The 22,431-nt window shown below is 38.0% G+C and carries 18 protein-coding genes and 1 tRNA gene; 4 read left to right on the forward strand and 15 right to left on the reverse strand.

Annotated features, from left to right (window positions below):
- Positions 1 to 2: 2 nt before the first annotated feature.
- Positions 3 to 614, reverse strand: a complete 612-nt coding sequence (locus tag EZ437_RS19495; protein WP_131597750.1) for an outer membrane beta-barrel protein — start codon at positions 612 to 614, stop codon at positions 3 to 5.
- Positions 615 to 619: 5 nt separating this feature from the next.
- On the reverse strand, positions 620 to 1,351 hold the full coding sequence (locus tag EZ437_RS19500; RefSeq protein WP_131597751.1) for a head GIN domain-containing protein: 732 nt from the start codon (positions 1,349 to 1,351) through the stop codon (positions 620 to 622).
- 181 nt (positions 1,352 to 1,532) lie between these two features.
- Here EZ437_RS19500 and EZ437_RS19505 point away from each other — a divergent pair, with 181 nt between their 5' ends.
- Positions 1,533 to 5,594, forward strand: coding sequence for a chemotaxis protein CheB (locus tag EZ437_RS19505; RefSeq protein ID WP_131597752.1), 4,062 nt, complete (start codon positions 1,533 to 1,535; stop codon positions 5,592 to 5,594).
- Between the two features lie 541 nt (positions 5,595 to 6,135).
- On the opposite strand, the gene EZ437_RS19510 is transcribed toward EZ437_RS19505, so the two are convergent.
- The 3 genes from EZ437_RS19510 to EZ437_RS19520 all read right to left on the reverse strand — a co-directional run bounded on the left by EZ437_RS19510 (position 6,136) and on the right by EZ437_RS19520 (position 8,289).
- The gene (locus tag EZ437_RS19510) at positions 6,136 to 6,570 is read right to left on the reverse strand and encodes a JAB domain-containing protein (RefSeq protein ID WP_317126436.1); all 435 of its coding nucleotides are present in this window, start codon (positions 6,568 to 6,570) and stop codon (positions 6,136 to 6,138) included.
- A gap of 495 nt (positions 6,571 to 7,065) precedes the next feature.
- Entirely contained in the window at positions 7,066 to 7,431 is a 366-nt protein-coding gene (locus EZ437_RS19515) for a hypothetical protein (RefSeq protein ID WP_131597754.1), read from the reverse strand.
- Between the two features lie 18 nt (positions 7,432 to 7,449).
- Positions 7,450 to 8,289, reverse strand: a complete 840-nt coding sequence (locus EZ437_RS19520; protein WP_205942768.1) for a TIR domain-containing protein — start codon at positions 8,287 to 8,289, stop codon at positions 7,450 to 7,452.
- A 250-nt stretch (positions 8,290 to 8,539) separates the two neighbouring features.
- On the opposite strand from EZ437_RS19520, the gene EZ437_RS19525 reads away from it, so the two are divergent.
- Positions 8,540 to 8,854 (forward strand): transposase, encoded by a 315-nt coding sequence (locus EZ437_RS19525; protein WP_131597755.1) that lies wholly within the window; start codon positions 8,540 to 8,542, stop codon positions 8,852 to 8,854.
- On the forward strand, positions 8,851 to 9,813 hold the full coding sequence (locus EZ437_RS19530) for a DDE-type integrase/transposase/recombinase (protein ID WP_205942769.1): 963 nt from the start codon (positions 8,851 to 8,853) through the stop codon (positions 9,811 to 9,813). Before EZ437_RS19525 ends, EZ437_RS19530 begins: the two co-directional genes overlap by 4 nt.
- Positions 9,814 to 10,196: 383 nt before the next feature.
- Here the strand turns inward: EZ437_RS19530 and EZ437_RS19535 are convergent, their stop codons facing one another.
- From EZ437_RS19535 to EZ437_RS19545, 3 genes are all read right to left on the reverse strand, one after another.
- Positions 10,197 to 10,787, reverse strand: a complete 591-nt coding sequence (locus EZ437_RS19535; protein ID WP_131597756.1) for a hypothetical protein — start codon at positions 10,785 to 10,787, stop codon at positions 10,197 to 10,199.
- Positions 10,788 to 10,795: 8 nt separating this feature from the next.
- The gene (locus EZ437_RS19540) at positions 10,796 to 11,185 is read right to left on the reverse strand and encodes a hypothetical protein (protein WP_131597757.1); all 390 of its coding nucleotides are present in this window, start codon (positions 11,183 to 11,185) and stop codon (positions 10,796 to 10,798) included.
- A 339-nt stretch (positions 11,186 to 11,524) separates the two neighbouring features.
- Positions 11,525 to 12,028 (reverse strand): hypothetical protein, encoded by a 504-nt coding sequence (locus EZ437_RS19545; protein ID WP_131597758.1) that lies wholly within the window; start codon positions 12,026 to 12,028, stop codon positions 11,525 to 11,527.
- 751 nt (positions 12,029 to 12,779) lie between these two features.
- Between EZ437_RS19545 and EZ437_RS19550 the strand changes: the two genes are divergently transcribed.
- Positions 12,780 to 13,424 (forward strand): helix-turn-helix domain-containing protein, encoded by a 645-nt coding sequence (locus EZ437_RS19550; protein ID WP_131597759.1) that lies wholly within the window; start codon positions 12,780 to 12,782, stop codon positions 13,422 to 13,424.
- Positions 13,425 to 13,493: 69 nt separating this feature from the next.
- Here EZ437_RS19550 and EZ437_RS19555 read toward each other — a convergent pair whose 3' ends face one another.
- The 7 genes from EZ437_RS19555 to EZ437_RS19585 all read right to left on the reverse strand — a co-directional run bounded on the left by EZ437_RS19555 (position 13,494) and on the right by EZ437_RS19585 (position 22,259).
- Positions 13,494 to 15,389: a DEAD/DEAH box helicase family protein gene (locus EZ437_RS19555; protein WP_131597760.1), complete on the reverse strand. Its 1,896-nt coding sequence runs from the start codon at positions 15,387 to 15,389 to the stop codon at positions 13,494 to 13,496.
- A gap of 11 nt (positions 15,390 to 15,400) precedes the next feature.
- Positions 15,401 to 16,111 carry a hypothetical protein gene (locus tag EZ437_RS19560; protein WP_131597761.1) on the reverse strand — a complete coding sequence of 237 codons (711 nt, stop codon included), beginning with the start codon at positions 16,109 to 16,111 and terminating at the stop codon, positions 15,401 to 15,403.
- Between the two features lie 114 nt (positions 16,112 to 16,225).
- On the reverse strand, positions 16,226 to 17,068 hold the full coding sequence (locus EZ437_RS19565; protein WP_131597762.1) for a hypothetical protein: 843 nt from the start codon (positions 17,066 to 17,068) through the stop codon (positions 16,226 to 16,228).
- 59 nt (positions 17,069 to 17,127) lie between these two features.
- Complete coding sequence (locus EZ437_RS19570) at positions 17,128 to 18,381, reverse strand: site-specific integrase (protein ID WP_131597763.1); 1,254 nt, start codon at positions 18,379 to 18,381, stop codon at positions 17,128 to 17,130.
- A gap of 146 nt (positions 18,382 to 18,527) precedes the next feature.
- Positions 18,528 to 18,601: transfer RNA gene (locus EZ437_RS19575), tRNA-Ala, on the reverse strand.
- Between the two features lie 404 nt (positions 18,602 to 19,005).
- Positions 19,006 to 20,799 (reverse strand): hypothetical protein, encoded by a 1,794-nt coding sequence (locus EZ437_RS19580; protein ID WP_131597764.1) that lies wholly within the window; start codon positions 20,797 to 20,799, stop codon positions 19,006 to 19,008.
- Complete coding sequence (locus tag EZ437_RS19585) at positions 20,793 to 22,259, reverse strand: hypothetical protein (RefSeq protein ID WP_131597765.1); 1,467 nt, start codon at positions 22,257 to 22,259, stop codon at positions 20,793 to 20,795. Before EZ437_RS19585 ends, EZ437_RS19580 begins: the two co-directional genes overlap by 7 nt.
- Between the last annotated feature and the right edge of the window lie 172 nt (positions 22,260 to 22,431).

The following is a 22,431-nucleotide window of genomic DNA, read 5'->3' on the forward strand; positions in this document are numbered from 1 at the left end:
ACTTAAAGTTTGTATGCGAGTCCGAAGGATATATTGCGCTCAACATATTTTTGGTGGCTGTTCTCTTTAAAATAGCGAAGAGCGCGGTGGGCAATTTGAGGATTGACGAAAATGCCTATGTTATTCTTAAAAAAGTAGTTTGCTCCAACACCAACGCTGCCACCTAAGGCAGATTGATTGCGGACACCCGTGTTTTCTACCTCGATATCAATTAAGGCAGCTCCATTAAAGAACAAATATTTTAAAAAATTAACCCTGAAACCTACTGGTATACTCAATAACTTGAATTGATGAGGTGTGATGACTTTTGGTATCTGGGTTCCATTAGGCGAGGACGTGAATTCCAAATCTACGTCCTGAATCAAATAGTGCAAGCCTGTTTCAAGCTGTACACCGTTGAGATCATAAGCGTATTGTATGCCATACTTAGACACAGACTCACCTTCATAAGAAGGGGAAACTAATACCTTTGTTAACTGTACAAAATCCCCTTGCCCAAAGCCATAAGAAATTCCAATGGTATGTCTTTTCAGATTTTCCTGAGCAGTACCAATCAGTGTTGAAAAAAGCAGACAACCTATAATGGAAGCCTTTAATAAGAGCGTTTTATTCATAATGTTTAGAGTTTAGTAATGCCGCCAGAGCCGATTACTTTTTGCTCAATGCTTGCGTATCCGGTATAATATACATGGCCTGAGCCACTGATAGTTGCTTTAATGGAGTCTTCTACATGAGCCGTCACGCTTCCCGAGCCACTGATTCTGGCCGAAAGCAGGTCTATCTTCAGCTCTTTACCGCTCAATTTTCCTGAGCCGCTAACGGTTACATTTGAATCATCCGCTTTGCCGCTTAAGATCAGATTTCCCGATCCGCTGATTACGCCAGTAAATTTATCTGTATTCAACTGAGCTTTAATGCTCCCTGATCCGCTCAAGGTAGCCGTAAACTCACGTGCTGTAAGCACTGATGTGGCCGTGATACTACCGTTTCCGCTCATGGCAAGGCTGGTGATGTCTTTGGCTGTTACGTAAGCCGTAATCTTCTTGTTCTCATATTTTTTTGCCCAGCTCGTCCAGCTGGTTTTGGGGCGGATGATCAGCACCTTACCCTTTACTTCTGTTACCAGTGTCGAAATAGCTTCCTCATCTCCTTCAAATTTTACACCTTCGTTCATGCCTATTTTTACTACAACCTCAATAGGACCACCGGCTACCACACCTGTAAAATCCTTAACTATTCTTTCATCTCTCACAGTAGGTGCTGAAGGAGTATTTAAGGGTAAAACAGCAGTCGCATTTGCACTTGCAAAAAATGATAAGGCAAGAAATAAAACAGGTGTTATTCTTTTCATAATTTAATGATAATTGATAAAGGTAATAAATGAACTTTAAAAAGCGCTTTTATATAAGACGTTTAATTTTTCTAAAAGTTGCAGCAGACACCCGCAATTAAAATAAATAATCTAAGCATTAATAATAGTATATTTGATACAAACCCCTAGTTCATTGCCTTAAAGAGGTTTTCAAAAACCAATGGCCAAAATTGATTCTAATCAGTATATCATTGCCATTGGCGCATCTGCTGGTGGGATTGAAGCCATATCTGAATTTTTTGACCATACCCCACTTGATGCAGTTTCTTATATTCTAATCCAGCACCTCTCTGCCGACTTTAAAAGCCAGATGGCGCAGATATTTGCCCCTCACAGCAAGTTGCAGATAATTGAGGTAACAGACAATATTGAAATCGAACAGAACAAGGTATACCTGATCCCAAGTACCAAATTCATGCAGGTCCAAAACGGCAGGTTGCGTTTAATTGATAAGAAGGGAAAAAAGCCGCCGCACCTGACCATAGATTACTTTTTCTCCTCTCTTGCAGAATTTTGCGGGAAAGGGGCGGTCGGGGTTGTGTTGTCCGGAACGGGGCAGGATGGATCGATAGGCATCCAGGCCATAAAGGATGCCGGCGGAATGGTCATTGTTCAGGATCCGCATACAGCAGCTTTTAATGAAATGCCCCTGTCGGCAATAACTACTGGTTGTGCCGATGTTCTGCTCAGGCCCCGGGATATGCCGCAGGCAATAGAGGACTATGTAAAACAGGGTATACAAGGGCTATATCCGGAGAATGAAAATGATCAGATCAATGAGCCTGAGCTGGAAGGTATCTTTAATTTAATAAAAACACATTCACCTTTTGATTTTACAGATTATAAGCGGCCAACTATTTTGCGCAGGATCACCAGAAGAATGACCCAGCATAATTTTTATGAGGCTGAAAAGTACTATACGTTCCTAAAAGATAATCCGAAGGAAGTATCCTTGCTTGCCAATGATTTTTTAATTAGCGTTACTTCTTTTTTCAGAGATGCTGAAGCGTTTAAGATCATTGAAAAAAAGATCATTCCTGCTATTGTAGCGAAAACACATAACGATGAAATCATCAAGGTATGGGTGCCGGGCTGTGCCACTGGTGAAGAAGCTTTTACCATAGCGATTCTGATAAAGGAATACCTGGACGAAATCCTGCAGGACAGACAAGTTAAAATATATGCGACAGACATCAATAAGTCTGCATTAGCAGTTGCGTCAAAAGGAATATATCCTGAAAGCATTGCTCAAAAGATCACAAAAAAAAGACTGGGGCGTTTTTTTACGAAGCTGGGGCCCTTGTTCAAAGTCAACCATGAGATCAGGGAAATGATCGTATTTGCAGAGCATGATCTGGTGAGAAATGTTCCTTATTGCAACATTGACCTGATCTGCTGCCGCAACCTGCTAATCTATATGAATATTGATCTGCAAAAAAAGGCATTTTCCATGATGCACTTTGGATTAAAAAAAGAAGGTTATCTTTTCCTTGGACCGAGTGAGAATACTTCGACTTTAAAAAGTGACTTCAAAGAGGTAAGTACCAAATGGAACATCTACGAAAATATTTCAGTAGGTAGGTCCGTAAACTTGAATACATTTTCATCACCATTTATGCGAAAAGTAAACACCACGATTGAAGCAATTAACAGGACAGCAAATCCTGCATCCAAAGTGACCCAAAGCGATGAACTTAACTGGGCCATTCTGGAAGAATCAGGATTTAATGGCATTTGTACGAATGAAAGTTTAATGGTGCTGCGTTCTTTTGGGGATACCACCCCATACCTTAAAAATGAAAATTTCAATTTTGACCTCAACGATTTAATCCCCGACAATATTTCTATTCCTTTTCGTGGGGCAGCACATAAAGCACTCAAATTAAATCAAAGGATAACGCTTAAAGGCCTGAAGTTTGAGAGCCCGTCGCCTACTGATACACGCCTGGTAAATGTGGTGTTTAAGCCGTTCTTCATGCCAAAATCAAGCCTGAAGTATCTACTCATCCTTTTTACAGAAAGTAAGGCAAAGTCCGATAGCGCAAGCATCATTAAAGAAGCAGGTTTTAACCAACTTGCGAAAGAGCATTTGGAAAATCTTGAACAGGAGCTAAAGGCATTAAAGATGAGCCTGGAAACTGCCAATGAGCGCCAGGAGTTTTCTGAGGAAAATATGCAGTCTTTTAATGAGGAACAGCAATCTGCCAATGAGGAAATGCAATCTGCCAATGAAGAGCTTCAATCGGTAAATGAGGAGCTTCATACCATCAACAAGGAATACCAGGCTACCAATGCACAGTTGACCGAATTGAATGATGACCTGAACAATTATTTTAGAAGTAATGTAAACGGACAGCTGTTTGTAGACCACGACCTGCTGCTGAAAAAATATTCACCCAGTGCGGTAAAGCACATCAATATCCGTGAAAGTGATATTGGCCGTCCCCTAAGCAATATTACCACCAATATCAAATTTGAAACACTGATTGATGACATTAAACAGGTAATGCTGGACGAGCAGACCATCACCAGGGAAGCTGAAGCATCGAACGGTAAAATATATCAGGTGATGACTGTGCCATATATCAGGAAAAACACAGATAAGCCGGATGGGGCAGTGATCAGTTTTTATGACATAACCGAATTAAAGGAAATATCGCAGGAACTGGACAGTACCAATAAAAAATTAAACAGGATCAATAATGATATAACGGTTGTAAATACCCAGCTGCAGGATCGGAATGAGCAACTTAACAATTCTAAAAAATACATAGAAGAAATATTCAATACCATACATGATCCTTTAGTCATATTGGATAAAGAACTGAAGGTAATCCGTGCTACTGATGGTTTTTATCAGACTTTTAAAGTGAGTGAAGAAGAAACTGAAGGCAACTTTTTGTACAATCTGGGCAACAGGCAATGGGATATTCCTGTGCTGAGACACCAGCTTGAATACATTTTGCCCGAACAGGGCTTTTTCAAGACATTTGAGGTCAATCATGTATTCAATACCATAGGGCATAAGATCATGTTGCTGACAGCCAGGCAATTTGATACTTATACTGATGAAACTTTGACCCTGCTGGCTATACATGATCTGACAGATAAACGAAAAGTAGAAGAAGGCCTGGCGGAGGTAGAACGCTTATTGGCAGAAAGCAAGGAACGGTTGCATTTTGCAATTGAGTCGGCCGGAATAGGATCATGGGATTTTAATGTGTTTACCAAAGAGCTTATTTGGGATAACCGGTGTAAAGAATTGTATGGACTTAAGCCTGAGGATGAGGTCAATTATGCAGTTTTCTTAAATCAAATACATCCTGAAGACCGCCTGAAAACGGAAGATGCGGTAAAAAATGCTTTAAAAGGAGTGAATAAGGGAGAGTTTAATGTGGAATATCGTTCAGTAGGGCTTTATGACCAGAAGTTGCGCTGGATAAAGTCCAAAGGCAAGGCGTATTTTAATGAAGGAAAAAGTGCCACCCGGTTTATTGGAACGGTGCTTGATATTTCTATAGAGAAATCACTGGAGCAAAGTACCAAGGAGTTGCTCCTTAAAAAGGATGAATTTATCAGCATTGCCAGTCATGAGTTGAAAACACCGATCACCAGTCTGAAATTATCCCTTCAGTTGCTGAGCAAGATGAAAGATGACCCTACCAAGGCAATATTTCCAAGGCTGATTGATCAGTCGAACAGAAGTATGGAAAAGATCACCACTCTGATTGACGATCTGCTGAACGTTACGAGGATGAGTGAAGGACAGCTGATGTTAAACAAATCTCCCTTTAATGTTTCGGATATGCTAGGCCAATGCTGCTCACACATTAGGGAACAGGGCAAGCATGAACTGATTGTGCAGGGTGATACAGCTTTGATTATCGATGCAGATGAAAACAGGATTGAGCAGGTGGTGATTAATTTTGTAAATAATGCGGCTAAATATGCCCCTGAATCTAAAAGTATTTATCTAATCGTTGAGCAGGTGGGTGAAATGGCTAAAATATCGGTTAAGGATACTGGTGTTGGTATTCCTCCGGATCAGGTGGCCCACTTGTTTGACAGGTATTTTCGTGCAGATTATACCGGCAAGCAATATTCTGGACTTGGGCTGGGGCTTTATATTTCTTCAGAAATTATCAAACGTCACAGTGGTGAAATTGGTGTCGATAGTGAATTAGGAAAAGGGTCTGTATTTTGGTTTAAAGTTCCGATTTAAGAAACAAGCTCAATTCATGGAATTTTATTGGTACAATGGTTGCTTTTTCGTATATTGACAACAACGCTCGGGTAAGGATACAATAAGTATGAAAACCAGTTGCCGTGCAGGCATCGTCTCACCTCATGCACACCTTGGTCACACTTTGTTCACAAAAAGGTACCTCTTTGTGGCTTTGGTGTGAAGGAGGTGTGAAGAAAGTGTGAAGAAACCCTTATTCTGTGAAGAACTTGCCTGCCGACAAAGCTTAACTGTTACGTACTTTTTTTTATATGTTTTGTTTGATTACTTAGGTTATTGTGTGAAACAGCTACATAGAAATAAAAAAGCCTTTCAGGTTACTGAAAGGCTCTTAGTTATCGTGGAGAATAGCGGAGTCGAACCGCTGACCTGTTGCCTGCCAGAAAAGATAAATATCCAACTCACAGATGTTTCAAGCCTCAATTTCATGTCTTTAAACTCGATGTGCACAAAATTCACACAGCATTTGACCTTGTTTATAATATTTGTTAATTGTTGCAATTTAATATTTCAAGTGGACTTATATCAATCCACTATCAGAAAAACTGTAGTAACCATCGCTACTTATAATTAAATGATCGAGTACGGCGATATCTAATATCTTCCCACCGTCAACCAATCTTTTTGTAAGCTCAATATCTTGCTGACTAGGTTGTACCTCACCACTCGGATGGTTGTGTGCTAACACAATCCCTGATGCACAGGCAGTCAACGCTGCTGCAAATATCACCTTTGAATCCACTACCACTCCGGCAAATCCACCCATTGAAAGATTAATTATCCCTAATGTTCTATTCCTCCTGTTTAGCAGGATGATTTTAAACTCTTCTAAGAACTCTAATCTCCCAACCTCCCAGTAATTCATCAATAATTGATAAGTGTCCTTAGAGGTAGTAATTTTAGGTCTTTCGGTTACCTTGTAATTTGGCTTGTAGGTCAATTCGATCTCAGCCACTTTGAATGTTTGATTTTGTTTCATAGTGATTAATTAATTATAAAACCCAACCAAGCTTTCAACTCAATCTATGTGCAAGAAGCAACGGAATAAATAGGTGGTGTACCGGATCGTGGGTTTATGCCGGAATTTCTTGTCACTTGTTGAGGTGATGAAGCTTAACTTTGTGTATAATTAATTAAATAAGATGATTTTCCTTTTATCCGGCATATTTGATTAGCTTTAGGTATGACGAAGCTGCCTAGAGAACCCCGTATGAAAAAGCAAGATTTAAATCACTAGATGAACATCTTAATGGAAATGGAAGTTTTATCGATGTCGCTATCCAATCGAAATACCTATTATATTTATGCTTGTAATATTAGGAATCGTGATGTTTAAATAGGTAACCAGCTTGGTTTAAACTTACCCACGTTGTGAAGCACCGCACAAATGGTTGGTGTATTAATAGTGGGTTGTCACAACAGCTTTAAGAAAACGGGTTTGAAATGACTGCTACTTTAACAAGCCTTTGAGATCCTTATCTATGCTATCCTTGTCTTTTGCTGCCAACTTGGGGATAATATCAGTTCCTAAACTATCAGTTATCTTATAAGAATCAATGCTGTATAAATTAGGTTCCATCATTCCGATAGCCTTTCTTTCACTGTGTATTAGAATCATTCCAGATTCATATGCTTTTAAGTCACTAGTTGCAAGTATCGTATCTATTTTCCGTTCGAATGCATTGGGAGAATATCTTAAGTCGTTCTTAATTGTTATTTCAACGTTATAAATAGGTATTGTTTTTACGTGGGGATTCTTACAGGAGGTCAATAGTATCATTATAGCCAAGATACCGTTGTTTGCTTTAATGTCCATTGACATGATATATTTAAATTATAGTTTGTTCATATCGACGTTGTAACCAGAACTGCGAAGTTCCCTTGCCACTTTGGTGTGCCAAGCTTCATCATCATCCATTTTCACGTATACAACTCCAGAAATGTCATTAGGAGTTTCTATATCGCCTTTAACTATAGCACAGACATTTTCCCTACCAATCTTACCAATCAGAAAGCCATGTTCAAATACCACATTCTGTCTAGCTCGCGACTTAAGTTCATCTTTAGTTTTTCCACCTACATCGCACGCAGTATAAAGAACTATTGCAAAGCCTACGTTTGAATAATCTTCTATTTTCTCAATTACCGTTCTACTGGAACTTGCTTGTTCATGTAATATGATTGGTTTGAATCCTAAGCGCTCAATAAAACGTGCGGTGCTGATCTTAGCTAATCCATCATGGCCATGTACTATAAAGACATCGGTCTTGTTAACTTCAGATTTCGTTGATGGTACCTGGTTAACACTCGGCAAGATAGTTGACTTTAACAAATCAGCTTTGTTAAGTAGTTTGCGGAGATACGCTAATTTATGTCCTAATGTTTCAATTCTTTCATCAATTGATCCAGACGGATGACTGCTTAATACTCCAATCATTGTGAAGCCAGCATGATCGTAAGCATGACGATATTCGTTATTTGGTTTGTTGAAAGCATGCTTCAAATATTCGTCATTGTAATCCGTCCATTCTATAAATCTTTCTTCAAGCTCATTCCTATCCCCATTTAATAAGAGATTTCCTTCCTTTATTCGGTCTTCTAGCTCTTGCTTAAATATGACTTTATCTTTGATCAATTCTGTTACAGTAGGTTCTATATTTGAGCTTTTCGCCATATGCCTGGTTATAATGTTTCTGTAAAGGTAATCTTTAATGCAGCTCTCGCAACTTTATCTACATCCTAACATGATAGATATTGGAGTTATCAAGAATATTTGTATATGAGTAGTAATGAATAAATTTGCTGCCGAGTAACAGACTGAATTTCTAACCAAGATATACAGTGGTTCATAAGGTTATGTACTAACCCCCTAAACAGCTGGACTAAATTTTAAAAACAATTTAGAACCATTAAATTAGGGAATTATGAAAAAGCAAAGACGTGTTTTCAGTCCTGAGGATCGACTGGCGATTATTCAGGAGGGTCAACGAGAAGGAACCACAGTTACGTGCCGCAAGTATAATTTGGCTCCTTCCTTGTATGGCAAATGGAAGAACAAGTATCTTTCGGGTGGAGTAGAAGGCCTAAAGCCATCGTATCATCGTATAGACCCAGAGCTGCGTGCCCTGGAAGAAGAAAATGAACGTTTAAAACGGATCATAGCAAAGCAGGCACTTGAAATAGAGGTCAAATCAGAGCTTTTAAAAAAAAGTCCTATCCAACCCAGGATAAAAAGATGATTATTTCAGGTTTTAAACATTTAATACCAGCACGCACGCTTTTATCCTGGGTTGATTTACCTTCAAGTGTTTACTATTATAAAAATAAAGGCGGCAGAGGAGGTGTAAAGCCAAGTACACATACGCTGAAGTTGGATGGAACAATGGTGGAAAATCAGGTTGTCATCGAAAAGATAAAAGATGTTTTGTCGCAGGAATTCTGCTGTTATGGGTACGAAAATGTCACTAGTGAATTGCGAAAGGAAGCGTACCACATCAATAAGAAGAAGGTATACAGGCTCATGGATGAACAACACCTATTGCTGGGAAAAGTCATCCGTACCAGCGGTAAGCGTAAATTTGTCCAGCACCGCAAGATAGTGGCCAGTTATCCGATGGAATACCTTTGTCTGGATATCAAATATGTTTATGTACATGCTGATAAGCGTAATTATTACCTGCTGACCATACTGGATGTGTTTTCTCGTAAAACAGTGGATCAGACTTTTCAGAAAAGTATAAAGCAGGTTGATGTAATTAACGCTTTCAGACGCATAAATCAGACATACGGCATCAAAGGAGTAACCATTAGAAATGATAACGGATCCCAGTTTATCGCAAATAATGTTAAACAATATTTACGCGCTGCCGAGGCCAATCAGGAATTTACGCATATCGCAACACCTGAAGAAAATTCCTATATCGAAGCCTTTCACAGCATCGTGCAACGGGAAGTAATCGACCGATTTGAGTTTGACAGCTTTTATCATGCAAAACACACCATTGCTGCGCACAGAAACTGGTATGATAACAGAAGGTTACACCGCGGTATCGAGATGACGCCAAAAGAAAAATGGGAACAAAATATACATCTTACAATCCAAAAAAGAGAAAGCATCGCAGCAATCGGAAAAACCGAAAAAATATCTGGAAATACAGACAATTATTACACAACTAATTCAACATATTTGTCCAACTAATAAGGGGTTAGTACATTTTATACAAAGAACAGTTCCGCCGTTCTCTGAGCTGTAACTATTAAAAGTAAGAAAGTCCCATCCATAAAATTCATCATCCTCAGTACTTACTTCAGGAAATATGATCTTATCAGCCTCATGTATCTTATGAATTGTATTAACAATGGTTTCAGTAACCACCCTATAGCCTCTGGCAATGTTCCATATTGCCAATTCTATTTGTGCCTTCTTACTAAAAATGTTCATCATAGTTATTGTCATTAAGCAATTCCTAATTTAATAAAAAGAGCCACCATAAGTGGCTCCTCGATGCATTATTAAGTATTTAAATGACCAACTCGTCTTTCTTGCTAGCAGTAAATGGGAGCATGGGTAGTTTTAGCATGCTAAGAACATAAATGTGTTGCAAAACTCAGATGGAAATCAAACTGTGTTCTGTGCCTTTCCATATTAGGATAATCTATTGTGTCAATGATACCTCTGCCAGAACCGTCTCTAAATTTAAATCCAAGATAATCGTGTGCATCTGATTGGGATATGACCACTTCCCTAATAGAAGTTGCAGAAATACCGAGACTTGATAATTCTGGGATTCTAAACACACTATTAAGATCAACTTCATATGAAACCGTCTCGAAGTCAGAATCAAAGTCAGTTATTGTCAGTCCCCTTAGGACTTTGTATAAGGTTTCAAATTTTGTCCCCTTAAGGCTACGATAGAATTCATGATCTTCCTTTTGATAATACTTTTCTCGACGCTTTATAATATTGTCTACGTTCTCTCGCAATCTAAACTGCTTGTCGGCTGATTGAATATCTTTAAAGTAACAGGTCTTGATTTTAACAAACTCTTTACCATCAAATCTGTCTATGGCATATTTAAATCCAGAGGTCAACTTCGTCAAGTTAGAAAGTTCAATCAACCTGTATGGTGTGTTATTACGATTTGTGAACACATGTATAACTTTGTCTGACATGGTACTTATTAAAAATAGATGGTTTGCTGTAATCTGCTTATAAATGCCTTTCGCTCAAAGTATTCGGCTAGTGGATTAGTTGGAAGTAACGTTGAAGTTTTAATAGGCTCACTGCTAAGATCAGCCCAGTGATAGTCAGTTAGCCGTTTACATCCTATTATGAAAACACCATATTTATTCTCAACTACTTTCAGTTTGACTTTTACTGGTTTGTTGGTGTAGGTATTTAAGTAGTACGCATCAATGGTAGTTGCAGAATTAGTCAAAGATTTATCAGCGGGTGCTTCTTTTTCACCATATAATGGAATTGGCTTATATTCCATCACTCCTTCTGTTTGAGATTTAGCGATTATCGCTGTGAAACTCATTACGATTGCTGTTAACAACAGTCTTTTCATTTGATTAGATTTTAAATCGGTAGCTCCCAACCCGATGTATATAAACACAATAAGCGATGTGGAACTGGCAACTAAACTGTCATTGGAGCCCCTAGGAAGGCATCGTGAACAGAATAGCACCAGCCCACATCGCTCATAGCGAAATGGGTGGTAACTAACTCTGTCTTGTCACGATTGATGATTTCCTAGGTCTTCCAATGCAAGATCAAATAGCTAAACGCTTATATCTTAATAAAATGTAGTTCTTAGTTTACTGTCTGTTTCTTCTGTTAAAGTTTTAAAGTCTGATGTAAAGATAATCACGTTAAACAAATTAGAGGTATTTCTACCCCTAATTATTTATGCCACTGCTTTCTCTTCTGTAAATATAGAAACAGTGTCAGTTTCACCCTCAACTATCCTGCGATAAAAGAATGGATGAATAGCCGAGGGAATGTAATTCACTCTCATTGCGTATTCAATGCCAGGAGTATTATCCACTGATTCCGTAATTTTAAAGGCATTACGCAGCAATGTGTTTGTAAGTCCGCTACCAAATCTTGTAATACCATCTTGATCTATATCTATAAATATATAGAGTTTGCCATCCTTATTGGCGCTTAGAGTGACATTCCAGAAGTGATTTATATACTCTCTAACGAGATTTACGTTCTGTTCATCCTTTGTGTGGTTAATAAGTATCGTAGTTCTGTATTTAGGCTGGTTAAAGCTTCTAATCAGCTCAGAGGCCACTACTGTGATTTTGTCAAAGGCTTTCTCTACCTCCAAGTTATTAGCTTGCAATTCTGCATTTACCAGAACGAATTGCGTTCTCGGTCTTCTTTGTTTTGTCTGTGTTTTCATTTTAAATTGATTTAAAGGGTTAAAAGGTTGTTAAATAGTAAAGGCACTCCCATTGAAGTGCCTATTTATAAGAGTAAAATATATAAGAATGCGTGCAAACGCCTTTTATTAACAGGGATTTACAGCAGTACTAAGCATCAAAATTCTAGTTCGCTTAAGGATTTGGGCACTTGTATTAAAGGATAAAATACTGGGATTTATGGATATTGGATGTATCAACATTTATCCGGCTAAAAGGCACTTGTCAGTCGCTCTTTACAGATTAGAATAGTAATAATCGGTTAAAGCTCCATCTGGATTTTAAATCTGAATCCGGTATTATAGGTTTGAACGGTATTACAAATTGATTCCCCAACACAAGGACGTCAGGGGTTGATCGTTATAGACCAATAGGTCGGAGTTCAAATACAAGGGGGGGTATGTTTTATAATAGCACCTTATTTATATATATAATAATTTTGGGTTACACATCAATTTGGCTAATTCTTTCAATTATCTCAGATGGGATTTTAAGGATGGCTTTATATCGATCATCAATCCGATTAAAATATCCTAACAGCCACACTAACAAGAAAGTAACTCTTACATTACTGTAAAGTATCTTGTATATAGTAGTGTGGCTGATAGGATAAATCACTGATTTTTCGTATCTTTATGTAACATAAAAGGGGTATTCTTCCCCACTTCCAGATATTTCAATCAGACATCCCCGTCATCAGATACTTCTTTGATAATATGTAAATGAAATAATATGATATTCGTACTAAATAGTGGTACACCAACACCGCAAAGGCGCTTTATTAAGAAGCCTTTGTTCAATTTTCACAACAGTAACCTTAAATATATGGATGTGCTAGTCTACGTAGCCATTAAGTCGTATGACAATAAAGAGGGACTTTGTTTCCCCTCTCACGAGACAATCGGAAAACGTGCAGGCTTAAGCAGCGATTTTGTAATCGATTCGATAAAAAGACTGGAGTCCGAGGGCTGTCTCTCAGTTTATAGGCATGAGAAATTTAGGGAACCTAACAGATCGTATTCAAATAAATACTACTTTCCCGAAGTAGAAGTATTTAATCCTATCCCTTATGAGATATTTGAAGCTACAGATTTAACAGGCAATGAAAAGGCTATGTTGTTACTATTGAGGCAATTTGCTAAATCTTCTATTGATATTTTTGCATCGATGGATGAGTTTGTCAAGGTATTAGGTTTATCAAAGCAGATTATTTATAAGAGATATAACTCCCTTATTAAAAAAGGGTATCTGACCAAAACTAAAACCAAAGGTTGGATAAAGATGCAGAAGATAGACTGGAGTTATCCTGACCAAATCAAGATTAATCATAAAGAAACAACTATGTCGTCAAAGGAATATAATTTCATTGTAACTTAACTAAGTAGGGAGATTTTCTGAACTGTGTATATATTATATATTACTGATCAAAAATCTCCCTGCATATGGTCATCTTAATTGCAGAGACTCTTCTGATATCTTAAACTTCGGACTGTATAAAATATAATATGTCTTATAGACCCCTTCAATCTTCTTTTTACCATTTATGCGTTTACAGTCAAAGTAATCCTCAATATCAGTTGCACTTGCCTTTGCGATCTTCCCTGGCTTTCTTTGAAAGTTAAAAGCTACATATACGTCAGTAAGCTTCTTTTCAATCTCATCAATGTATATCGGGGTTTCCAATCTAAATGACAATAGGATCTCGTCAATCATCCGCATGTTGTTCTTTTGATCTCCTTGTCGAAGATCAAATAGTATATTACGTAGTTTCTTGCGGTTAAAGTTCAATCTCCTGATCTCTTTTGCTCCAATCTTGAAGTAGGCTTCGCAAATTAATGGGTCTGCGGTATATAGCTCACCTAAGTAAACAAAATAGTCTTCGTGATTTATCCCTAGTTGATATGATCCTTGCCCTTTGATCAGATTTTCTAGTTGCTTTAAGACCTCAATCGATTTCTTTTTAGTCTTTAATTTAACAAGTTTGATAAGATCTTCTTCTGTTAAAGGCTCATAAATTTCAGTTAGATATGGTCTAAAGAAGCCGTCTATCCTGTATTGTTTTACCAATGACTGGCTGTTACAATATAAGTTACGAGTAAGAACTGAAAACAGATGATTGTCTCTAAAATAAGAATTAACTGTTCCATCATCTTGAAATACTAGGTTTAGGTCATCTTTGTCCGCAACGTCACTCAACATTTTCTTGGTGGCCTTCTCATATGATTTATCTCTCAATTCCTGTAATTTATTAAGATGATAAATGCTCTTATCAATGTTATGTTTTATTTCCTTTTCATTTTGAATCTCAGTTTCTAAGATAGTAGTAATATGAGTGATAGAACTCACTTTTGCCCGACTTCTGCCATATATTTGAATGGCAGTCACCGTGGGAGAAATGATTGAATGTGGAGCATGTTTAATGTTTGAGATCATTATCACATGGGGTTTATCTTTTTCTGGGATTAAAATGTCTACTCCTGAAAAGAACTTAGAAGTGAAGAAGTTGTATCTAGCATATTGTTGTTCCGCAACAGAGTCAAATACATTCTCCAATCCCTGTTGTTGAAAGAAGTTAGTAAGGGACTTACTACAAAATATCTTGTAGTTTTCATTGATGTTTTCCCGTTTTGCTAGGTATGTTATCGTCTTTTTACAGTTTGTAAATATCAGGATAGGTTTATCATTCAATCGTTTTAAAGAGTCCAACAAATTCCTACAGCTTGCATTTATATTATTTGTCACTACCAAGTGTATGTCTTCTTGAAAGTCATATTTAGGCTCAAACTTTAAATGTTTGAAATCATGGTCTATGAATCTGGTATCAGTAGGGATTAAAGGTGTGGCAGATATCATCGACCGCTTGTTGAATAGAAAGAATTCGTCCATAATGCGTAACATATTCTTTCTGAACAGGGCATCCTCTACCAGAATATTACATTCATCTATTAACATAAAGTATTCGTTTATATATCCTGGTACTTGCTTCGATAAAGCAGCTTTGACTTTATAGAAAGACTCAGGAGTGGTCATTATCTTTTTATGTGGATATCGAGCATCGGCTAGGTATCTTCCTATTTCTTCGATAGCCTCGTCTATATTACTCTGACCATAAATTACACAAAGCCTGTCACCATGCCCAACCTTTTTCACTTCTATTATCGCTGTAAAGGGAACAATTATAATACTGTGTCTTTGAGACATAATCTCATTATATGTTGTGCCTATTCCTGGAATTCGCTTATTTATGATCCAGTTTGCCGGGATCAACCCATTAAACTTGTGGTGGTGAAGTAGATCAGTAAAGTTCATCTGATATGGAATATCAAGTGTTAAAGTTTTCATCTACGTTATCTTTAAAAATCTTCACTTGGTGACTGTTCTTCTACTGCTTCTGCCTCGGTTTCCTGTTCATCTAATTCGTCGAGTAACAGACAGTTTTGCGGGTCATCAGAATGCTCAAGATCCCAGTAGTAGTTCAATATCCCTTCATTCTCAAACCATTTCGCAAACGAATCGTCATCGGTTTGATTATGGATTTCCTCATCATATACCGAAAGAAGCAATTCTTCATCCAGATATTTCTCTTCGGCTTGTAGAACTTGGTCTGATTCGAAATCTGATAATCCAGCTTCCATTTCATAGTAATCAGCTTCAATATTTCCCTCTGACAGATCTACAAATTTATCTATGGATCCCAATATTCGCCAATCGACCTTATATGTCTTTGTAACTTTACCTTCATATAAACCCTCAACTAAGGAAACATCCGTAATATGTATAATCTTATCAGCAAGTTTGCTAAATTGGACTAACTTGTCACCATTAGATGCCCTATTGTAAAGGGGACTAATATTGACTTTTACTTCGATAAACTGCTTAAATTGTGTGTCATTTGTCCAAAATGCCAATGCAACTATTTGTGCCTTTGTGTTTGGTCTCGGTATTTCATTGAATTCTCCTAACGCATAGTAACCAACTCTCGGTATAAGTTCGTTAGCTTGTTGCATTTTAAATAGTCGGTAATCGTTAACAAGTTTCTTTGTCTGGTGGTATTCACTTTTCATATCTAATAATTTAAATCGCTGTTTATTCAGTCGACATGTCAAAAGTGCTGACAAAAGAAAACCCTATCGCATTACCGATAGGGTCAGAAAATTGAAGATTGGTAACCCGATAGATTAAGCGTGGGTCTTAAGGTACTTTTTGTATCGGTGAATGACCTTCTTTAGATAATCGGTCTTTTCTGTACTCGCTATAGTTAGAGGTTTAAATTCTGTTGTAACTTCAAAATACTCTGTATCCTCTTCTTCCACTAAAACAAAAACACCCCAAAGGAAAATCAGATCAAATATGAAGGTATATTGCTTTCTGGATAGCTTTCCATCTACGTTGTCATTTATATAATCTAGCAGATCAAGTACCATTTGTGGTATAAAATAACGGGTGGCGTAGTTCACAATGTAGTCGTTCTCCTTTACCAGTTCGTTTATGACCTTTAATGGAGGTAGTGTATCGTATTCCCTCAATAGTTCTTTTAAAGAGTGGTCATATTGTTCTTTAAACAGTTTATAAATAGCTTTAACAACAAAGTCTGTATTACTAAGTTTAATAGGTGTGGCACTTTTGATAGCTGGTGAGACCACTTCAATGTATCTGGAATTTAGCTTCTTATTTAAAGCGGCTTCGGTCTTGGATGTTCTTTTTATATCCTCAGTCTGTATGATGTAAGATTGAAGAAAACGTAGTGGCTGAAAGCATTCTAATGCATCAATCTTCTGTTCGTCTATTACCTCATAAAGCAAGTATTGTTGCCCGATTATGTAAAGGAAGTAATCAAGGTGTTTGTGGTCTAGCTTGTAATCTGTCAGTAATTGTTTTAAAGATTGAATAAGTCGTTCATGGTACTGTTCTGGAACAAATAGCGCAGCAGTTTTATCAAGAAACGAGGGTGTTTCATTAGTAAGCTTCGTGTACTTACTGGCTATAGTTAAATCTATATTTATGGGTAACAGTTCTGCCATATAATTAAATAGGAGCAGCTATTTGCCACTCCGATTTAAAGATATAAATAAGTTGTTTACTAGCTACCAATTCGCCTACTCAATAAATGCGATAATTCTATCCTGTATTTCACACTTCTTGCCACTTTAATATTCACTTCATCAAGTACTTCTTGATCAAATGAATCCAGGTATATAGCTGTTGTTTTATTACCAAATTCATGACCCATGCATTCGGCTATTAGCTCGTTACTAATCCCAAGCTTCTTGCAGATTGTAGCCCATGAATGCCTAGCGGTGTAAGTAGTTATTGATTCAGCCTTTATAAGGTCAGCAACTCTTGACAGATATTTGTTTGCAAGTCTGTTCCTGTCTTTTATCAGCCTAAGCCTTTCCGTTACTGATTCTGTTTTGCGATTAATGATTGGTAACAAGTGGCCTGAAGAATTATTGCTGTAATGCCTTAAGATCATTCTCGCTTGTGGTAGAAGCTTTATGTCATATTGCTTTCCAGTCTTTTGACGTTTGTAGGTAAGCCGATCACCTTTGACATTCTTGTTTGTAAGCAATGCCAGATCAACGAATGAAATTCCAATGAAATAGAATGAAAGCATAAACCAGTTACGAACATGCCATATAGTGGAACCTTCAGGCAGATCGATCTTCATCATTTCAGTTATAACTTGTTTATCAACTGCTCGCTTCTTGGTCTTTTCTCCTTTAATTGAGAAGTCATAAAATGGGTAGAGATTTCTGTCAACGATTTTATGCTTGATAGCTTTATTGTAAAAGGCTCGCAATGTTCTTATATATAAGAAGGCGGAGTTTTGCTTTATCCCCCTTCTCAATAGGAACTTGTTGTAGCTGTCTAAGAACTTGTAATCTATCTGTTCAAAATATAATTCTTCATCGGGATGGAAGCCTTTTAAAGCATTTACCGTAGCTTCATATACCCAGGCATTACCTATTTTGTTGTCCAATTTAAGTTCCTTTATAAGTTCATAAGCAAAGCTGTATACTGGGACTTTTTGGACTGTTGGTGCAACTGGAATTATTTGTTTAGGTGCTAAGTATTGTTGTATTTGTTCATCGTCAGCAAGAATTAACTTTGACTGTAAATCTGCTAGGTCTTTCCTCAAACGAGTATTTAAAAGACCTGCAGTAGGATGAGTGTTTTTAATCTGCTTCTTCTTTTCATCCCAGTACCTTTCTGCGATGGTGATCCTTGTTGATCGTGTGCTGGCTTTACCTTGATGATATATCCTGAAATTGAGTGGATAGGTGCCATCGTTTTTAACTCTTCTTTTGTCTAAGACAACTGTAATTGTTACCATAAATCTGTTGATTATGGCCGGATGCTGTGCTTAAATTGTGCTCGATTTGTGCACATATTGTGCACATAAATTTATTTTTAATAGTTGAAGCAGATCTTATAGAAACAAAAAAGCCTTTCAGGTTACTGAAAGGCTCTTAGTTATCGTGGAGAATAGCGGAGTCGAACCGCTGACCTCTTGCCTGCCAGGCAAGCGCTCTAGCCAGCTGAGCTAATCCCCCGTGGCTACCGGCTTTTAAAGCGGAGTGGGGCAAAAGTAAGCAAATTTAGAAACCCTGCAAATTAAATTTGAAATAGATGGGTTTAGGGTGTTTTAAGGGGAGATGCGGTGCCGTTGAGGTAACTTTTAAGGTTATATGCATTTCAGATTTCTTTGATGTTTCATTAATATAATTCCATCAGCATATGATAACTCACCGTGTGAGTACCGTGTGAAAACAGCATCTCATTTGTTGAATTAGCTTTACTTACCAACAAGAACATTAAAGGTGATCGGCTCATCTACAAACGACCGCAAAGCTATAGGACATTAAACTGCATGGCAGTATCTACGAATGCGGTTGCCGGTGCGGCAGCCCGGCAACATTTGTTTAGTCTGTCTCGTCCTGCAATAACTATATGTTTCTTATTTTTTATTAAGCGCTCCTTCATCCGTACTTGCATAAAACTCATTAGCAATTTTTCGCAGTTCTTCTGTCGATCCTTTTTGGGATGATTCATAGATCAGTTTCAATAATTCTGGTTGATTGTAAGAATATTTGAAAAGTAATCTTAGTGCTGCAAGTGCTATCCCTTCATTATTTTCAGTAGTAATCAGGTGAAAGATATAGTCTATCGTGGCCTGGTTTGTTTCTCGAAAAAACAATCCGTTAAATATATGCTGTTGTGCATCTTCCGCTACTTCGGTCTTTAGCGAACGCAGATAAATCTCGTCAATAGCTTCTCCGGTTAAAAACCTTAAAGTATAACAGGCATAGCCCCTGAGTGCTGATACCGAATCTGAAAGATAGGGTTGAACATATGGCAATATGGCGTCTGTACCACAATTGCCCATTACACTGAGCATCAGATAGTCATCACTGTCCTTTACCAGTGATATTGCGAGTCTGCTGGTAATGGAGTCTGCTCTTTTTGGGTTATTCTTTCTGATGGAACCTACGATATTGCCTAAGGCAAGTTTAGCAGCCGATGCATTTTGGGTATTTCCAAAAGCAATTTTTTCAAGTGCAAATTGCAATACATGCCCGGTATTTTTCATGAGTCCTGCTGAAGGGATCATTCTTCTCAACCGCATGTCATCGTGCCCAAACCGGTTAAGGTATTCTGCAATTATTTCTTGCGCATATGACGTAGAAGAGGAGGCAATGCCCGCACGGAGTGTTCTAAAATCAAGACTATCGGGTAAAGTGTTCATCAGTGCGTTTTTGAAAAGCCAAAGCGAATCTTTTTCTACTAGGAAAGAAAGCCGGATATTTTCAACTAGCATATCCCTTAAATTTTCATCTTTCTTAATTTGGTTGGCGGCAATACCTTGAAGCAAGGTATTTATATTAATCCTTTTACTTCTGTCTTGCAAGTCGCGCTGTTCCCTTTCTTTCGTTTTTTTTGTATAATTAAGTATTCTTACATACGTGTAGGACTTGATGTTAGGTGTTCTGAACTGACCTTTGTCTTTTTTTATGCCAGATGCTAACCGGCTAAGAGAGATGCTGTTGTCGAGCATAGTCATGGTTTTATGGTTTACCTTTGCTTTCCTGTTTAAACGTCCTTCGAGCTGGAGCAGACTGTTGTCTGTGCCAAAAATCCAGCATAAATCAGTTTCATAGTCAGTATACCTATTGATCATTTCAACTGCTGCAGGATCAGAATTGCTATGCTCCCTCAATTTTGTCAAGTGGACGACACTATTTTTCTTTTCGTCTAATGCTGTAGAATTTGACCAGAAAGCATCAGCAGTACCATCACTGAGTGTGATGGTACTTTTCCAGACTGATGTTCGTTTTTCAGGAATGTTTGACTGGTAGCACTCTAATAATTGTACAATGACACTTTCTGTTTCCTCCAAGATGTCTGGATGAAAGTATATACTGTCCATCCCTCCATTTTTTGATTGCCGAAAGGCAAAACCTTTTTTTAAGTCATTTTTCATCTGTTGTTGCTGCTTGTCTGTCAATGGAAAACTAACTTTGCTAAGCGTATCGAAACTGCAGGAAAATACTGTGTTGTGTTTTCCTTTATTAATCATCGTCATCCTCAGCACTCCTTCCAGTGTCCCTGTTAGTGCGGTGTCTGGTATGTCTGCGCCAATCATACTGAACTGTGTTTTTACGGATGTACTGAAGCGGAGGTGATATAAAACAGACTGTGCTTTTACTTCAGCAATGGCTGTTAGCAACAGGATGAGGCAGATTCTTACCATGGCAATACTTTTCCTTTGTCGTTGTCAAGCAAAGTTCCTTTCATCGCAAAAGCCACTGGAGTTTTGAAAATAGGGAGCGTTTCTTTCTTGATGCAAGGACCCCAGCAAGACCAGTTGGTCAGGTCAGGATAGCGTACGAAGAAATTGACTTCTGCTTCCAACGCTTCCAAAGTGCTCTCAATATATGATTGGTTAACCAGTTTCCATTCGTTGCCATCTTTTTTAACGCCCGCATTTCCACCAAATCCAATCCCTCCTCTAAGCAAGGTTGCAATACCTTCTATTCCACCCTCCAAAACATCTTCATACCCAAAGGAAGCAGATAGGCGTATTCTGGCACTGAAAGTTGGACCAATGTAAGCGTTTACATTGGTTTTGGTCATATCAACTTTATACATGCAACCGACTGAACCAAGATTGGATAGCCTTGTATTAAAGGACATTGAGGGAACCCAGTCCATAAAATTATTGGTATTCATAGCTGGTGCCTGCAAAAGTTCACTCAAGTCTAATTCCTCCTGTTCTTCTTCGCTGAGTACATCCGTATTTACCACAGAGGTTTTATTAAAGAGTGATTTTCCCATTAGGTTCACAATGACTTTTCGACTCAGCTTTTTGTCTTTGTTGGATGGGGCTATGAACTCGCCGTTCATTGTGGCCACAGGGATAGTAAGGGTTATTGGTAAACCGAAAGAACCTTTTACATTGGCGTTAAATTTAACAGCTACCTTATATTCTGAATTGGTATTGAGTAGACTGCTGGGCACTATATCTCCAGTATTTGAGGGCAATGGTGCCTCTGCATATGATTTTACTTGCAGACTGGCATTTAAGATCTCTAGTGTTGCCTGATCGTTATCTACCATTTGGTTAATCTTGTCGGTTAGTGGTTTTAAAAGCGTTGCGATGTTGTGATTTTGTTCTTCCGTCACTGGTGCGATGGCTGGTTTCTTTGGGCCGATAGGAGCAATTTTACCAATTTCTGTTCTTGAAATTTTTCTAAACGCATCCGAAGCTTTATTTTGAAGGAATATTTTGTTCATTCTGGTTTGCACCGTGGCCACTGGTTTCAGGTTTAAATTGTTTAACGTGTTTGCAGATGAAATGGCAGCAGGAGCAAGTATTATCGGTTTAATTTTTAAGGATTTACTCTCAGGTTTGAAGTTTCGCAGGGTATAGCCCTTTTTTGTCATTTCTGATTCCAACGTGTTGATGCGCTTTAGGTATTCGTCTACGGTAATAGATTTTCCCGACAAAGTTTTAACCACGTCTGTAGATTTCAATTGCTTGCCATCTGCTTTGGCTTCGGACAAAGCAATGCTTTTGAAAGCTATAGGTTTGGCGATAACCATATTCGGCTTGCGGAGGTCACGGTTTTCAACAATAACCTTGGGATTCTGTGCATTGGCTACTCCTGAGATTAGTAAGACCATAGCAATGCTGTTCAATAATTTTTTCATAATCGTTTCAATTAGTACTCATGATTTAATGAGGTCTAAATTCACTAAAAAAGGCAATCGTAAAATCAGGATAAACCTTGCTTTTAAAAAATCAGGGGAAACCCTAGTTCGTAGTGTTATGTGACTTTGATTTTTTGGATATAAGTAGTAAACCCAGAAGTAATTAACCCAA

The sequence above is a fragment of the Pedobacter psychroterrae genome (assembly GCF_004331695.1).
In the GTDB taxonomy this organism is placed as follows: Bacteria; Bacteroidota; Bacteroidia; order Sphingobacteriales; family Sphingobacteriaceae; genus Pedobacter; species Pedobacter psychroterrae.